This is a genomic window from Azospirillum sp. UENF 112521 (assembly GCF_058780665.1).
Genome location: NZ_JBSNCI010000002.1, coordinates 1,629,902 through 1,645,019 on the forward strand (window position 1 = coordinate 1,629,902; position 15,118 = coordinate 1,645,019).

A 15,118-nucleotide genomic window follows, 5' to 3' on the forward strand; every position below is an offset into this window, starting at 1 on the left:
TCAACCGGCCAGTTCGCGCGACCGCCGGGCGGCGGCAGCGATGGCGGCGGTCATCACCGGCTGCACGCCCTCCGGCGCCATCAGCACCTCCAACGCGGCCTGTGTGGTGCCGTTCGGGCTGGTCACCGCCTTGCGCAGATCGGCGGCCTCCTGCTGCGGCGAGGCGTCGAGCAGGGCGCCGGCACCCGACACGGTGGCGCGGGCCAGCCGCATCGCCAGATCGGCCGGCAGTCCGGCGGCCTCGCCGGCCTTGGCCATCGCCTCGACTAGGAAGAAGACATAGGCCGGGCCGCTGCCCGACACGGCGGTGACGGGATCCAGCAGCCCCTCGTCCTCCACCCAGGCGACATCGCCGACGGCCCGCAGCAGGCGGTCGGACAGGGCGCGCTGGCCGGTACTGACCCGGGCATTGGCGACGGCGACGGTCATGCCGCGGCCGATGGCGGCCGGCGTGTTGGGCATGGAGCGGACGACGACCGCCTCCTCCCCCAGCAGCCGTTCGAAATATGCGATGGTCTTGCCGGCGGCGACCGACAGGAAGACCGTGCCGGGGCCGACCAGGGCGCGGTAGGACGGCAGCGCATCCTCCATCACCTGCGGCTTCACCGCCAGGACGACCACATCGGGAATGAAGCCGTCCGGCAAGGCGTCAGCGGCGGATGCCAGGGTGACACGGGTGTCGCCCGCCACCGATTGCGGCAGGCCGGCGCGGTCGACCACCACGACGCGCGACGCGATCCCGGCGGCGAGCCAGCCGTCCAGCATCGCCCCACCCATCTTCCCGCAGCCGACCAACAGCAGCGACGCACCCGATTCCGCCGTCATGACCCCTGCCCCTCTCCGGTTCGCCAGGGCTTTCCCGCCCAGGCTTCTTGTCTTGTCACGCTTCGCCCATGGTGTCGAGAATGGCGGCGGACACCGCCTCCGACGCCGACTTTCCGCCCCAGATCACGAACTGGAAGGCGGGATAGAAGCGCTCGCATTCCGACAGGGCGATCTCCACCAGATCCTCCAGCTGCTCCACCGCAGCGCCGCGCGCCCCGCGCAGCAGCATGGTCTGGCGGAACATCGGCGTATGCTCCTCCGAGCAGACGTCGAAATGGCCCAGCCACATGCGGCCGTTGACCTCGGCCAGTAGCTCGGCGACGGCGGTGCGGCGGGCGGCCTGGACCTTCATGTCGAACTGGCAGGAGAACTGCATCGCGGCAACGTCCGGCTGCCAGACGAAATAGAGCCGGTAATCGCACCAGCGCCCGCCGATCTCGACGACCAGCTCGTCGTCGGTGGCGCGGTCGAAGGGCCATTCGTTGGCAGTGACGATTTCCTCGACCACGTCGAGCGGATTGTGGGCGGAAGTGGTGGTCTCTACGGCGACTGCCGACATGTCCGCGTCCTCCTGTGAAGGCGCTATGGGCGGTACCGTTCACCCGGACCGAAGAGACGCGCCGACGATAGCGCGCGGTCCGGGCCAATACCCCAAGATGATGAAAAAACGGGCTGAATCGAGGGCGAGACTGGCGCCGGCGCACACCCATCCGGCCGCGGGACGCGGCGCGGACAGGGACGACGGGAGGGGGCGTCGGGTATGCGGACGGCGGCGGCGACGCTCAGGCGGCCGGGGTGGCCTTGCTGCCGGGCTTGCCCTCTTCCGGCGTGACACCGGCCGGATCGGCCTCGACCACGGCAGGGACACCGGCGGCCTCGACGGCGACCGGCAGCGGTGCCTTCGCGGCGCTCAGCGATGCTACGGTCGCCTCAAGGGCGGCCAGCCGCTCGGCCATCACCTCCTGCTCCTCGCGGGCCTTGGCGGCCATGGCGCGGACAGCCTCGTATTCCTCGCGGCTGACGACGTCCATCCGCGACAGAATACGTTCGAGCTGGGCACGGAGCTGGCCTTCGGCCTCTTCGCGCAAGGACGAAAAGGCGCCGAGCGCGCCACCCGCCACACGGGCGAGATCGTCCAAAATCCTGTTGTCCACCTGCATCGCTCTGACTTCCGGTTACCGTTCGTTCATTATGGACGCCGCACGCGGCGACTTCAACGCCCTTGGCCGTGTGGGCAGGCCGTCAATTTCGCTGGGGCATTACTCGCGCCGGCCGTCATTTCGCAGGCGCCGCGTTGAAGCGGTCGCGCAGCGCCTTCAGGTCCAGGGTCTGGGTCGGGGCAGCCCAGGGGCCGGTCATGCGCAGGGTGAGCGGCGGCAGGTCGCCGTCCGTCTTTACCTTCAGGGTTAAACCCAGATCCACCTGCTCCTCGGCCAGCGAGACGGTGCCGGCCAGCGTGCCGTCGGCCGGCGCGGTGGTCAGACGGGCGTCCTCGGTGCGGATCACCCCGTTGTCGATGGCGAAACGGGCGTCGAGCCGGTCGAGCTTCGTTTCCCCACCCTGGAGCGCACCGGCGACCGCGGTCAGCACCTCCTGCGTGCGTTCCACCCCGGCAAGGCGGCTGCGCAACGCCGCAAGGTCGACGCCGCGCAGCACGCCACCCGACGCCACCGCCCGGCCGCGGCCGGTCAGGCTGCGCAGCAGCGCGTCGCCATGGCCGCTGCCCGACAGGGTCACGTCGAGGTCGACGGTGCCGCCACTGAGGCCGAGCCCGGAAAGGCCGGACAGCGCATTGCCCGTGTCGGCCTTGATGACGGTGAGATCGGCGTCGAGCTTGGGCGCCTGCCCGGCCGCGGTGGCGAGACGGCCGCTGAGACCGATCTGGCCGCCCTGCCACTCGCCGTCCAGCTGTTCCAGGGTCGCGACGCCCTTGGACAGGGTTGCCCGCAGCGCCGGCTGGGCGATGCGCTGCCCGCCCACCGTCAGGGAGGTGGAGGTCAAGCCGAGGCGGCCGTCCAGCGACTGCATCCAGGCGAGGTTGGACAGCGGGTCTGCCGGCGTTGCGGCGGGATCGGCAGCGGCGTTGGCGGGACGCCCGGCACCGTCGCCGACCAGCGGGGCGTTGCGCAGCCGGTCGAGGTCGAGGTCGCCGGTCTGGATGTCGGCCTGGAAGGCAGGGCGTTCAGCCTTGTGGTCCAGCACCAGCTTGCCGCGCAGGGGCACGCCGGCGACCAGCCCCTGGAGGTTGTTCAGGGCAGGAGACGCCGCCGAACCCGACAACTCGCCGTAAAGATCGAGCGGGCCATAGGCACGGGCCAGCCCGGTGTCAGTGAACAGGGCGGCGATCCGCCCCATCTCCGGATGGGTGAGGCGGAGCTTGAGGTCGGCGCTGGGCGTGCGGTCCAGCCCGAGCAGAACGCCGCCGGCCTCCAGCGTGCCGCCGAGCATGCCGGCCGAGGCCTCCACCGCCAGCCGCTCGCCGTCGCCGGCCAGCCGCGCCTTGGCGCTGACGGCGCCCAGCCGCTCCGGCACCGGCAGGCCGCGCGGCCAGGACACGGCGCTGGGCAGGCCGCCCAGCGACTTGGCGTCGGCCGTCAGGGCGAGGTTCACGCCGCGCAACGGGATCAGGCTGGCGACCTGGCCGTCGATGCGGGCCTGGAGACCGGCGATGTCGTCCACCTTGGCCTCGCGCACCGTCAGGGCGCCGGAGGCGACCGTGGCGTCGAGGCGCAGCCCCTGCACCGGCAGTCCGCCCACCGTCAGCTGCCCGACCCGCAGGTCGAGGTTGGCGTCGGCAATGCCGATCATGCGCTGCGGCGTCTGGGCGGAACCGGCAGAGCCGTTTGCGCTCCCATTGCGCGGGCCGACGGCGCGATTGGTCGGCTGGGCAGCGGTCTGGGAGGGCGCCAGCGAGGGCGCCTGGGCGGTCGCGGGATCGGCCGGCAGGTAGCCGTCCAGATTGAGGCGGTCGAGTTCCAGCCGGGCGCCGAAGGCGGGACGGCCGCGGTCGACATAGGCGATGGCACCGCTGAGGCGGCTGCTGTCGAAGCGGAAATCGAGGCCCGACAGCTCGAAGCGGTCGGCATGGCCCTGGAGACGGCCCGACAGCGAGGCGCGGCGCAGCCGGTCGGCCGGAACGCCATGCAGGTCGAGCTTCGCCCAGTCCAGCAGGGCGCGCAGGTTGTCGGCGTTCGCCTCCATCCGCACGTCCAGCGTCGGCTGCCCCCCCGGCGTCGTCACCTCTCCCGCCGCGACGAAGTCGGAGCCGCCGGGCAGCAGCGCGCTGATCCGGTCGATGTTCAGCCGGCCACCGGACAGGCTGGCCTCGATCCGGCCCTGGCGCACCACGCCGCGGTTGTAGGCGATGGCATCGACGGCGACGTCCAGCTTGGCCTCCACCCCGGCCGGCAGCACGACGGACAGGGCCGGTGCCTTGGCGGCGCCGGACGAGTTCGCGGTGCCGGACGCGGCGGATGGGGTGGAGGCGGTTTTGCCGCCGTTGCGCGCGCCCTGGGCCAGCCAGGCATCGAGGTCGAGGCGGTTGACGGCGAGGGTCAGTTCGGTGCGCGGCTCCTCGCGCTTGGCTGGATCGCCGGCGCGGAGCGTTGCGTTGCCGGTGGCGCGCGTGTCGCCAAGCTGCGCTTCCAGCCCGGAGAAGGTGGCGAGGCTGGTCCCCGCTTCCACCGTCGAGCGCAGGCTGAAGGGCTGGGCCAGCGCCGCCGGAGCCCAGGAGGATTTCTGGGAGTCGATCAGCTTGGCGAAGTCGCTGCCCTCGGCGCGCAGATCGCCCTGGACCTTCGACCCGCCTCCGCCACTGCCCCCGCTGTTGCCGCCGCCGGTCAGAATGCCGGCGAAGCGCAGGGTGGCGTCGGTGTGCGGCATCGACAGGGTGGCGCGCACCGGCACCGCCGCTCCTTCGGTGAAGCGGCCGGCGGTCGCCTCGCCATGCAGGGGCAGGCCGCGCAGGCGAAAATCGCCCTGAATCTGGAAAGGGCCGTTCAGGCTGCCGGCGGCGATGCGGGCGCTGAGGCCCGCCACCGTCTCGGTCCGGCCGTTGCGGTCGTCACGGTAGATGATCGTGCCGTTGTCGATCAGCACCTGATCGAAGCTGACGGCGGAGACCAGCCCCTCGGCCGCCCCCAGCCCGTCGCCGCCGCGGGTACCGGCGGTGGACAGGTCCCAGTTGATGCGGCCGTCCTTCAGCACCTCGACCACGAAGATAGGTTCGACCAAAGCGATGCTTTCGACCTGGATGCGGCCGCCCAGCAGCGGGCCGAGCGCCACCCGGGCGTCGAGCTTCTTCAGGCGCACCATGTCAGGTTCGGCGGCGCCGGCGGCGTTGGCGAGCCGGGCGTCGCGCACCGTCAGCGCCGGCGACGGCAGCAGGGTGAAGCCGACGTCGCCCCGCAACTCCACCTGCCGGCCGGTCGCCTGCGACACCCGTTCGGCGATGATGCCCTTGTAGGCGTTCCAGTCGATGAGGCTCGGCGCCGCCAGCAGCAGACCGGCCGTAACCGCCAGTCCGGCCAGTGCAGCGATCAGGATCTTCTTCACCGGGTTTCCGCCTTCCCTGCGACCGGCCCTGTCGTCGGCCGCGCCCCTTTGCCACGTCTATACAAAGACCAGTTCCCCCACCCACCGCACCGTCCGCTTCCGGTGCGCGCCATCCTTCGGTAAGCTAGCGCCCGCAGAAGAAACAAGCAATTTGGGCAATCCCACGGCCAAGTCGGGATCTGCCCGGATTTTTCGCAAAGTTTTTTCGTCCCGCCGCCCGCCGGAATCGGCCGTGCGGCGCCGAACCCCCTGAAAACAGCCACCGGAGACCGTGCCATGGGCGACGTGGTCAACCTCAACCGTTTCCGCAAGACCCGCGACAAGGCGGAACGCACCAGGGAAGCGGAGGCGAATCGGGCCCGATTCGGCCGCACCAAGGCGGAGAAGGAGCGCGACCGCAAGGATGCCGAGCGACGCACTCAGGCTTTGGATGGGCATAAGCTGGATGGGGAGGACTGACCGCATAAGCCGAAAGCGCGGTAAAGACCAAGCTGGGGAGTGGGAATAACCTCCGCTTTTTTGTTACTATTGGATATGCCGATAGTTCCCTATTGCGACTATCAGGGCGGCTGTGTGACAGTGCCGGTCATGGGCGCCGGCGGGCGCTTTCCTAGGGTGATGGGGAGGGCCGTCTTCATGGTCGACATGACGTCTTTTCGCGGTTCGGTGCAGACGCCTCAGACGCAAACCCCCAACTGGCTGCCGGCGATCCGCTCGGTCGAGATGGACCGGCCCTGGGTCTGGCTGGCGTCGGCTTGGCAGGACATGATGGCCGCCCCCGGCATCAGCTTCGCCTACGGCGCTCTGGCGGTGATCTCCAGCCTGGTGCTGGTGGTCGGGCTGGCGACGCTGGACATGGAATATCTGCTGCTGCCGATGGCGGCGGGCTTCATGCTGGTCGGGCCGCTGTTCGCCGTCGGGCTCTATGAGACCAGCCGCCTGCTGGAACTGGGGGAACGGCCGACCTTCGGCAAGGTTGTCGCCGCCTATCGCCGCAACGGGGTCCAGATCGCCGGGATCGGCATGGTGCTGATGCTGGCGCTGCTGGCCTGGATCCGTGTCGCCTTCCTGATCTTCGCCCTGTTCTTCTCCGGCGAACCGCCGGCGCTGGACCAGCTGGTCGACCGCATCTTCTTCTCGGCGGAGACCATCCCCTTCCTGCTGACCGGAACAGTGTTCGGCGGGATCATCGCGACGGCGGTGTTCTCCATCGCCGTAGTGTCGGTGCCGATGCTGCTGGACCGCGAGACCGACGTCTTCACCGCCATGGCAACCAGCATCGCGGTGGTGCGTGCCAACGCCAAAGCGATGATCGCCTGGGGCTTCCTGATCGCCTTGTTCATGAGCGCCGGGATGGTCACCGGCTTCCTCGGGCTGGCCATCGCCCTGCCGGTCGTCGGGCATGCCTCCTGGCATTGCTACCGCGATCTGGTCGGCATCGGGCGGTAAAGTGGGGCAACCCTCTCCGCAAGCAGGCAAAGCCCCTCTCCCCCGGCGGGAGAGGGGCTTTTTTCACCCCTTCTTGAAGAAGGCCTCGGCCGCGGATTTCTGCGCCTGCTTGGCGGCGATGGCCGCGCGGGCCCGGGTGATTTCCGCTTCCAGCGCGGCGATGTAGGCCTCGATCTCGGCCACGCCCATCACGGTCAGGTCCTTGGGTGCCGGCTTGGCCTTGCGCGGCTCCAGATCCTCGAAACGCTCGTCGATGGCCATGATCGGGCCCCTCCCCCTGCCGTGTTCTCAGCTCTTGGTCCGGCTTGTCAGGCCGGTTGCGCAAATCTACCTTTCGGGCCTGACATTGCCAAACAGACAAAAACGGAAGGGACGACCGCCATGGGTCTAAGCTTGCCCGACAGCATGCGCTGCGTCGAGATCACCCAGCCCGGCGGGCCGGAGGTTCTGCGCCCCGCCCGCCGGCCCGCCCCGGTGCCCGGCCCCGGCGAAATCCTGGTGGAAGTCGCCGCAGCCGGCGTGAACCGCCCAGACACGCTGCAGCGCCAGGGCCGCTACGACCCGCCGCCGGGTGCATCCGACCTGCCGGGGCTGGAACTGTCCGGCACGGTGATCGCCATCGGCGACGGGGTGGAGAGCTGGGCCAGCGGCGACAGGGTCTGCGCGCTGGTTGCCGGCGGCGGCTATGCCGAATATTGCGTGGTGCCGGCGGTGCAGGCCCTGCCCGTCCCAAGCCCGCTGTCGATGGTCGAGGCGGCGGCAGTCCCTGAAACCTTCTTCACCGTCTGGACCAACGTGTTCGAGCGCGGTGCCCTGAAGCGTGGCGAGACCCTGCTGATCCATGGTGGATCGAGCGGCATCGGCACGACCGCCATCCAGCTGGCCAAAGCCTTCGGCGCGACGGTGTTCACCACCGCCGGCAGCGACGACAAGTGCCGCGCCTGCGAGGAGTTGGGGGCCGACCGCGCCATCAACTACAAGACCGAGGATTTCGTCGCGGTCATCCGCGAAGCGACCGGCGGTCGCGGCGTCGATGTCGTTCTGGACATGGTCGGCGGCGACTACATCGCCCGCGACATCGACATCATGGCGGTGGACGGCCGTCACGTTTCCATCGCCTTCCTGCAGGGGGCGAAGGTGTCGCTGAACATGGCGCCGGTGATGACCAAGCGGCTGACGCTGACCGGATCGACGCTGCGCGCCCGCCCGGTGGCGGAGAAGGGCCGCATCGCCACGGCGCTCCGCGAGCATGTCTGGCCGCTGCTGGAGACCGGCGGCATCAAGCCGCAGATCCACGCCACATTCCCGCTGGACCAGGCGGACGAGGCGCACCGGCTGATGGAAAGCAGCGCGCATATCGGCAAGATCGTGCTGACGGTGGGACCGGACGCCGCCTGATTTTGCGCTTTTCTTCGCCGCTGCGGCGCCGTCGGGCTTGCCATCCGCTGCCAAGACAGGTTAGCAGAGGCGAGCGGGCGGCCGGGATTTCCCGGTGCGCCTGCGCAAGCATGCTTACGCGGACCGGTATTCGCCCTATATCGTGGTGACGAGAATGGGGCGGCCGCCCCCGGAGTCGCGAAGCCGGGTCGCGAAGCCGCCCCCGCGCCGCATAACCAGTTAGAACGGCCGGCCGCACCACCCGCCAGCGGGTGCGGCCGGTAAAGAAGTTTGTCAGGAGGGATGATGGCTCTGCCCTTGATGCCGAAAGCGACAGCCGTCTGGCTGGTCGAGAACACGTCCTTGTCCTTCGAGCAGATCGCCGCCTTCTGCGGCATGCATTCGCTGGAAGTCCAGGCCATCGCCGACGGCGAGGTCGCGGTCGGCATGGTGGGGCTGGACCCCATCGCCAACGGCCAGCTGACCAAGCAGGAGATCGAGCGCTGCGAGAAGAATCAGGATCTGCGCCTGAAGCTTCTGGTCGCCGACCTGCCGCAGGTCGCCTCCCGCTCCAAGGGTCCGCGCTACACCCCGATCACCAAGCGCGGCGACAAGCCCGACGCCATCGCCTGGCTTCTGAAGCACCATCCGGAGCTGTCGGATGCCCAGGTTTGCCGCCTGATCGGCACCACCAAGCCGACCATCGCCGCGGTGCGCGACCGCACCCACTGGAACGTCGCCAACATCAAGCCGCGCGGCCCGGTGATGCTGGGCCTCTGCTCCCAGCGCGAGCTGGAAGAGGCGCTGGCCCTGGCGATCCGCCGCGGCGGCGTGCCGCGCGCGCCGGAGGATGCCGCCGAGGACTTCTACGGCGAAGGTCGCGAGGACGACCGCTATTCCGAACAGGAAGACGCGCACTGAGGGGGGTGTCCCTCTCCCCGGGCGGGAGAGGGAATACCGCTTGAAGAGAGCTTGGAATCCGGCCATGACCGATCCCACCATCCCGCCGCCCCGGCTCGTCGTCGGCATCAGCGGCGCGTCGGGAGTGATCTACGGCATCCGCATGCTGCAGACGCTGCGGCGGATCGGCGTCGAATCGCATCTGGTGGTCAGCCGGTCGGCCGAGGTCACGCTGGCGCACGAAACCGCCATGAAGGTGGCCGAGCTGCGGGCGCTGGCCGATGTCAGCTATGCCGCCGCCGACATCGGCGCGGCCGTGTCCAGCGGCAGCTTCCGCACGCTGGGCATGGTGGTCGCCCCCTGCTCCGTCCGGACGATGAGCGAGATCGCCAGCGGCGTCACCTCCACCCTGCTGACGCGGGCGGCGGATGTGGCGCTGAAGGAACGGCGCCGGCTGGTGCTGATGGTTCGGGAGACGCCGCTGCATCTCGGTCACCTGCGCACCATGACCGCGCTGGCCGAAATGGGGGCGGTGATCGCGCCACCTGTCCCGGCCTTCTACGCCAAGCCGCAGGGCATCGACGATCTGGTCGACCATTCCGTTGGCCGGGTGCTCGACCTGTTCGGGCTGGACGCCGGCAACCTGCGGCGCTGGGGCGAGGAATAGCTGAGACACCTGACCCGCGGCGGTCGCCCAACAGGTGGCTTGGAGCGCGGGCACAATGCCGTTATACCGCTGTCGATGCACCACGACGCGGAACCGGCATCGCCGCCGGCCGGCGCCAAAGGGGAAAAGCCCATTATGCCCTTCAGCAGCAAACCGTCCGAGCCCATCCGCCAGCTTCTGGCCGGCATCAAGGCATTCCGCGCCCGCTATTATGAGCGGCGCCCCGACAGCATGCGGCAACTGGCGACCGAAGGGCAGCACCCGGAGGTCCTTCTGATCGGTTGCTCCGACAGCCGCGTCGACCCGGCGCTGCTGACGATGGCCGAACCCGGCGAGATGTTCGTCGTGCGCAACGTCGCCAACCTCGTCCCGCCCTACCAGCCCGACGGCGCCTATCACGGCACCTCGGCCGCCATCGAATATGCGGTCAAGGCGCTGAAGGTGTCGGAGATCATCGTGCTGGGCCATGCCAAGTGCGGCGGCATCCAGGGCCTGATCCGGCTGCGCGCCGGGCAGAAGGCGGAGGATGATTTCGTCTCTCCCTGGGTGTCCATCGCCGGCTCCGCGCTCGACCCCTATGTCGGGCCGGAAGGCTCCGAACAGGCGCGCGCCGATGCGGAGAAGCTGCAGAACACCCCGGCGGTGATCGAACGCGCCGCAGTGCGCGCGTCGGTCGAGAACCTGATGACCTTCCCCTTCGTGCGCGAAGGGGTGGAGGCCGGCACGCTGAACATCCATGGCTGGTGGTTCGACATCGAGTCGGGCGAGATGTGGGCGATCCATCCCGTCACCCGACTGTTCCAGCCGGTCGAGTGAGCGGCTCGGCGAGCCGTTTCAGGCCAGGAAGCGTTAACCCGAGCGCCGGCACGGGATTTGCTGGCCCCCTGCCCTGTTGAGGGCGAAGGAAAAACTCTCCTTCGCAATCCTCATAAGGGAAAGGGACTGCCATGAAGACCGCGCTCCGCTTCGTGATCGTCGCCGCCGTGCCGCTGGCGCTCGCCGCCTGCAACCAGACCAGCAGCAACAGTGGCGGTGGACTGTTCGGCAACAGCGGCGGCGGCGGGCTGTTCGGATCGGGAAATTCCGACTCCTACGCCCGCAACGGCCGCTGCGACGACCCGCGCTACAACACCTCCAACGGCGGCCACGCCGAGGCCGGGACCGACGATTACGACTGCTCCCGCTACGGCAACGGCCTGAAGCGCTGAGCCAGCGCCGCCAGCTCGGCGGCCATGCGCCTGGCGACCGCAGGCCAGTCGCCGGGCGCCGGCTGCCGGAACAGGCGGGCTGTCGGATACCAGGGGCTGTCGTCACGGCCGGTCAGCCAGCGCCAGTCCGCCGAGAAGGGCAGCGCCACCCACAGCGGCACGCCCAGCGCGCCGGCGAGATGGGCCGGCCCGGTGCAGGACGACACCACCAGATCCAGGTTCGCCATGATCGCCGCGGTGTCGGCGAAGTCCGAGATGGCGGTCCCCAGATCGGTGAAGCTGTCCGGCAGGACGCTCTCGGCAAGGCCGGCGCGTCCCGGCCCCATCTGCAATCCATAGAACCGGCAGCCCGGCACATCGAACAGGCCGCGCAGTCCGGCGAGCCTCGGCGAGCGCTCCTCGTCGCCGGGGAAGCGCGGGTTGCCGGCCCAGACGACGCCGACGCGCAGCCCGTCCCGCCGCCCCAGCCGCTCCCGCCAACGGGCGATCCGCGCCGGGTCAGGGCGCAGGTAGGGGGTGTCGGCGGGCACGCTGTCGAGATCGGTGGCGAAGGCGCGCGGCAGGCTCATCAGCGGAGATTCGAGATCGAAAGGCGGCAGCGGATCGCCACGCGCGATGATCTCCGCCGCCCCCTCAAGCCCGGCCATCAGGGGCATCAACGGCCGCTGCACCTCCAGCACCACCCGGCCGCCGCGGGCCGCCACCAGCGGGACATAGCGCAGGAACTGCAGCGTGTCGCCCAGCCCCTGCTCGGCATAGAGCAGGATGCTGCGGCCGTTCAGCGGCTCGCCCTGCCACAGCGGCTGAGGGAACGGCCGCCAGGGCGGATCGGCATGGGCGTCACGGCGGCGCCAGTCGAACTCTGGCCAGCCGCCCCGGTAATCGCCGGCCATCAGCCGGGCGAAGCCGAGATTCCAGTGCAGACCGACATCCTCCGGCCGGTCGGCCAGCGCACGCTCGAACTCGACGGCAGCCTGCGCCGGGCGGGCCATGGCGACCAGGGCGATGCCCCGCGCCGCATGGACCGACGGGCCCGGTCTCAGGCTCTCCGCCGCGGCGAAGGCCTCCAGCGACTCCGGGAAGCGGGCGAGCTTGGCCAGGACGGCGCCCAACACCTCCCACGGCTCGGCGGCAGTGCGGTCAATGGTCAGCGAGTCACGGGCGGCGGACTCGGCCTCCATCCGCCGACGTTGGACTGCCAGGGCGGCGGCAAGGGTCGCAAGTGCAACAGCAGACCGGGCGTTCAGGCCCAACGAGCGGCGGGCACAGCGTTCGGCCGCCCTTGCATCGCCGCAGGACAGCAAGGCGGCGGCCCGGTTCGCCAGCGCATCGGCATGATCGGGCGCCAGGGCCAGCGCAAGGCCGGCGGCCGTCAGCGCGGCCGGCACCTGTCCCAGCCGGCGCAACGCGCCGGCGCGGCTGGCATGGGCATCGGCGAGGTCCGGCATCAGGCGCAGCGCCCGGCCATAGTGCCGCACGGCGGCGTCGAGGGCGCCGGCGGACTGCTCGACTCCGGCGAGGTTCGACAGCCCGCCGGCCCCGTCGGGACGCAGCGCCACGGCAAGGCGCAGGCACCGGTGCGCCGCCGCCTGACGGCCAGTCTGCGCGGCGAGCACCCCCAGAAGCTGCATGGCGTCGGCATATTCGGGGTCGGCGCCGAGGATTCGGCGGTAGATGTCCTCCGCCTCCGCCACGCGGCCCGCCTGATGGTGGTCCAGCGCGATCAGCAGAGCCTGTGACAAAGTAACCATCGGGTCTCTTATAAGATGACGGGCTTGCTACCGGGATCCGGATCATGCCCTTCCGGCACCCGGCCGGTCCAGCCGGGCCTACGTCTGAAATCGTCGCAAACGGTCACAGAATTGGGTTTTTCCCTGGATTGTCATGATGCTGACCCATCGTTATTGTCCGCGCCGTTCTTCGAGGAGCGGATCATGACCACCCGCCCAATCCGGGCACTCTGCCACTCCGGCCTCCGCCGGGTTACTCTCGCCGCCGCCCTGACCGTCTGTTTCGGGATCGCCGCCGCGCAGGCCAATGAGGGCGCCAAGCCGAACGGCTGCCCATGGGCCCAGGATGTGACGCTGGAAATCAACGGCAAGACACTGACCCTGAAGCAGGATGCCTTCACCACCACCAGCCCCGAACCGCTGGAGATCGAGCAGTTCAAGGTGTTCCCGTTGATTGACCAGTTGAAGCTGCGCATCATCGGACCGAAGGGACGCGAATGGGAGGCGGCGCTGACCCGCCTGGTCAGCGGCAAGCGGTGCAGCGCCTTCTATGCCGGCAAGCCGGTGCTGGTGTCCAACACCGTGCGCGATCCGAACGAACTGATCCTGAACCGTTAGATCAGTCCCCCAGCATTCCCAGCAGGTCATCCAATGCCGGGTCGCCGCCGGGCACCAGCAGCGCCATGTTGGCGGCGGCAAGCTCAACGCCGCCGCCCGGTTGCGGGATGAAGCCCGCCGTGGCGAACAATCGGTCCTGCTGGACCCGCTCGGCCTCCAGTTCCGCGGCCTTCATGCGCCGGTAGAAGACCTCGTCCTCCGCTTTGGCACGGCGGCGCAGGGCGCGGAGCGGACGCACCACCTCGTCGCGCCAGCCGGCGACCGCCTCGTCGAGGCGAACCAACTCCTCGGCCGACAGGCGGATGCCGCACTCCAGGCCGGCCCAGGCGGCGAACAGCAGCACATTCACGTCGACCCCGCGCCGGTCCTGAAGGGACAGGCAGCAGGCCGGTACCCCCGGCCGCCCATAGACGGCCAGGGAAAAGTCCCAGAAGGGATTTGCGGACATTCCGCCCATCGCCACAAGGATCAGTCGCCGAAGCTGATGTTCAGGCCGCGGGCCGTCTTCACCAGCGCGCCGTCCAGCTCGACGCAGGAATAATGCTCGATCGCCTCGGTGATCGGCACGTCGATGACGCCGCGGTTGGACCAGGCGACCATGCGGTTGAACTTGCCCTCCGCGATCAGATCGACGGCATGGACGCCGAAGGCCGACGCGATCAGGCGGTCGCGCGGGCTGGGCATGCTGCCGCGCTGGACGTGGCCCAGCACGGTGACGCGGGTTTCAGCCCCGGTGGCGTCGGCGATCTTCTCGCCGATATAGTCGCCGATGCCGCCATAGCGCTTCTCACCGCCCTGAAGGATCTTCTTGACCCCGGTGCCTTCCAGCGTCTTCACCGCTTCCGACACCACGACCAGGGCGAAGTTGCGGCCGGAGTCGCGCACGCTCTGGATCTTGGCGGCGATGCTTTCGATGGAATAGGGGATCTCCGGGATCAGGATCACGTCGGCCCCGCCGGCGATGCCGGCCGCCAGCGCGATGTGTCCGGCATCGCGGCCCATCACCTCCAGCACCATCACGCGGTGGTGGCTGGCCGCGGTCGGCTGCAGGCGGTCCAGCGCCTCCACCGCCACGGCGACGGCGGTGTCGTAACCGACCGACACCTCGGTCTTGCCCAGGTCGTTGTCAATGGTCTTGGGCACGCCCACCATCGGGAAGCCGCCCTTCTGCGCCAGCTTGTGCAGGATGGCGAAGCTGCCGTCGCCGCCGATGCCGATCAGCGCGTCCAGCCCGAGTTCGCGGTAGCCGCCAATGATCTCGTCGGAACGGTCCTTCAGCGTGCCGTCGGGCATCGGATAGGCGAAGGGGTCGCCGCGGTTGGTCGTGCCCAGGATGGTGCCACCCTGGCGCATCATGTGGCCGTCGACAGAGCCGAGATCGAGCGTCTGGTACTGCACCGGGCGCTGGAGAAGGCCTTGGGTGCCTTCCTTGATGCCCAGCACCTGCCAGCCATAGCCGGTGGCGCGGTGGACCACCGCACGGATGACCGCGTTCAGCCCGGCGCAATCGCCGCCGCTGGTCAGGATGCCGATGCGCTTGCCGGCTTTATTAGGGGCAGTCATTGAGGGTTTCCCGTCCCGTTCGCCTGTTCATTGAAATGGACCACCATGTTACCGGATCAGAACTTTCCCGCAATCGTTGCCCGCATCCGCAAAGGGGGCATTGCGCCCGCGGCACCCATCCGCAACTACTTCAGGCATGCCAAAGGTCCGAGCCAGCGGTTTGGCGGTGCGGTACCGCCGGAAATCTGGTATAGTCCGGCCCGCCCAGCCAAAGGGTCACCCGCAAG

At 69.5% G+C, this 15,118-nt stretch carries 16 protein-coding genes; 8 read left to right on the forward strand and 8 right to left on the reverse strand.

The window, feature by feature from the left end:
* The 4 genes from proC to ACWPN8_RS10015 all read right to left on the reverse strand — a co-directional run bounded on the left by proC (position 1) and on the right by ACWPN8_RS10015 (position 5,379).
* Positions 1–825, reverse strand: a complete 825-nt coding sequence (gene proC / locus ACWPN8_RS10000; RefSeq protein WP_492240672.1) for a pyrroline-5-carboxylate reductase — start codon at positions 823–825, stop codon at positions 1–3.
* 55 nt (positions 826–880) lie between these two features.
* Entirely contained in the window at positions 881–1,384 is a 504-nt protein-coding gene (locus tag ACWPN8_RS10005; protein ID WP_098739647.1) for a type III secretion system chaperone family protein, read from the reverse strand.
* A gap of 223 nt (positions 1,385–1,607) precedes the next feature.
* Positions 1,608–1,985, reverse strand: coding sequence for an accessory factor UbiK family protein (locus ACWPN8_RS10010; RefSeq protein ID WP_492240673.1), 378 nt, complete (start codon positions 1,983–1,985; stop codon positions 1,608–1,610).
* A 115-nt stretch (positions 1,986–2,100) separates the two neighbouring features.
* The gene (locus ACWPN8_RS10015; RefSeq protein ID WP_492240674.1) at positions 2,101–5,379 is read right to left on the reverse strand and encodes an AsmA family protein; all 3,279 of its coding nucleotides are present in this window, start codon (positions 5,377–5,379) and stop codon (positions 2,101–2,103) included.
* Positions 5,380–5,655: 276 nt separating this feature from the next.
* Here ACWPN8_RS10015 and ACWPN8_RS10020 point away from each other — a divergent pair, with 276 nt between their 5' ends.
* Both ACWPN8_RS10020 and ACWPN8_RS10025 read left to right on the forward strand, forming a co-directional pair.
* A complete protein-coding gene (locus ACWPN8_RS10020) occupies positions 5,656–5,838 on the forward strand; it encodes a DUF4169 family protein (protein WP_109096811.1) in 183 nt (60 codons plus the stop codon).
* Between the two features lie 177 nt (positions 5,839–6,015).
* Positions 6,016–6,828: a DUF2189 domain-containing protein gene (locus tag ACWPN8_RS10025; protein ID WP_109096812.1), complete on the forward strand. Its 813-nt coding sequence runs from the start codon at positions 6,016–6,018 to the stop codon at positions 6,826–6,828.
* A 63-nt stretch (positions 6,829–6,891) separates the two neighbouring features.
* Here the strand turns inward: ACWPN8_RS10025 and ACWPN8_RS10030 are convergent, their stop codons facing one another.
* Positions 6,892–7,089 (reverse strand): DUF1192 family protein, encoded by a 198-nt coding sequence (locus tag ACWPN8_RS10030; RefSeq protein ID WP_109096813.1) that lies wholly within the window; start codon positions 7,087–7,089, stop codon positions 6,892–6,894.
* Positions 7,090–7,209: 120 nt separating this feature from the next.
* Here ACWPN8_RS10030 and ACWPN8_RS10035 point away from each other — a divergent pair, with 120 nt between their 5' ends.
* From ACWPN8_RS10035 to ACWPN8_RS10055, 5 genes are all read left to right on the forward strand, one after another.
* Positions 7,210–8,226 carry an NAD(P)H-quinone oxidoreductase gene (locus ACWPN8_RS10035; RefSeq protein ID WP_109096814.1) on the forward strand — a complete coding sequence of 339 codons (1,017 nt, stop codon included), beginning with the start codon at positions 7,210–7,212 and terminating at the stop codon, positions 8,224–8,226.
* Between the two features lie 285 nt (positions 8,227–8,511).
* Positions 8,512–9,126, forward strand: coding sequence for a DUF1013 domain-containing protein (locus ACWPN8_RS10040; protein WP_109452530.1), 615 nt, complete (start codon positions 8,512–8,514; stop codon positions 9,124–9,126).
* A 64-nt stretch (positions 9,127–9,190) separates the two neighbouring features.
* A complete protein-coding gene (locus tag ACWPN8_RS10045) occupies positions 9,191–9,772 on the forward strand; it encodes a UbiX family flavin prenyltransferase (protein ID WP_492240675.1) in 582 nt (193 codons plus the stop codon).
* 135 nt (positions 9,773–9,907) lie between these two features.
* Positions 9,908–10,588 carry a carbonic anhydrase gene (locus ACWPN8_RS10050; protein ID WP_109452532.1) on the forward strand — a complete coding sequence of 227 codons (681 nt, stop codon included), beginning with the start codon at positions 9,908–9,910 and terminating at the stop codon, positions 10,586–10,588.
* Positions 10,589–10,719: 131 nt separating this feature from the next.
* On the forward strand, positions 10,720–10,980 hold the full coding sequence (locus ACWPN8_RS10055) for a hypothetical protein (RefSeq protein WP_098739639.1): 261 nt from the start codon (positions 10,720–10,722) through the stop codon (positions 10,978–10,980).
* On the opposite strand, the gene ACWPN8_RS10060 is transcribed toward ACWPN8_RS10055, so the two are convergent.
* Positions 10,956–12,731 carry a tetratricopeptide repeat protein gene (locus tag ACWPN8_RS10060; protein WP_492240676.1) on the reverse strand — a complete coding sequence of 592 codons (1,776 nt, stop codon included), beginning with the start codon at positions 12,729–12,731 and terminating at the stop codon, positions 10,956–10,958. The two genes, ACWPN8_RS10055 and ACWPN8_RS10060, sit on opposite strands and share 25 nt — an antisense overlap.
* 183 nt (positions 12,732–12,914) lie before the next feature.
* On the opposite strand from ACWPN8_RS10060, the gene ACWPN8_RS10065 reads away from it, so the two are divergent.
* On the forward strand, positions 12,915–13,328 hold the full coding sequence (locus ACWPN8_RS10065) for a hypothetical protein (protein ID WP_109452534.1): 414 nt from the start codon (positions 12,915–12,917) through the stop codon (positions 13,326–13,328).
* Between the two features lies 1 nt (position 13,329).
* Here the strand turns inward: ACWPN8_RS10065 and ACWPN8_RS10070 are convergent, their stop codons facing one another.
* Together ACWPN8_RS10070 and ACWPN8_RS10075 are read right to left on the reverse strand one after the other, a co-directional pair.
* Positions 13,330–13,776, reverse strand: a complete 447-nt coding sequence (locus ACWPN8_RS10070) for a TIGR02444 family protein (protein WP_492240677.1) — start codon at positions 13,774–13,776, stop codon at positions 13,330–13,332.
* Between the two features lie 20 nt (positions 13,777–13,796).
* On the reverse strand, positions 13,797–14,891 hold the full coding sequence (locus tag ACWPN8_RS10075) for an ATP-dependent 6-phosphofructokinase (RefSeq protein ID WP_109096817.1): 1,095 nt from the start codon (positions 14,889–14,891) through the stop codon (positions 13,797–13,799).
* Between the last annotated feature and the right edge of the window lie 227 nt (positions 14,892–15,118).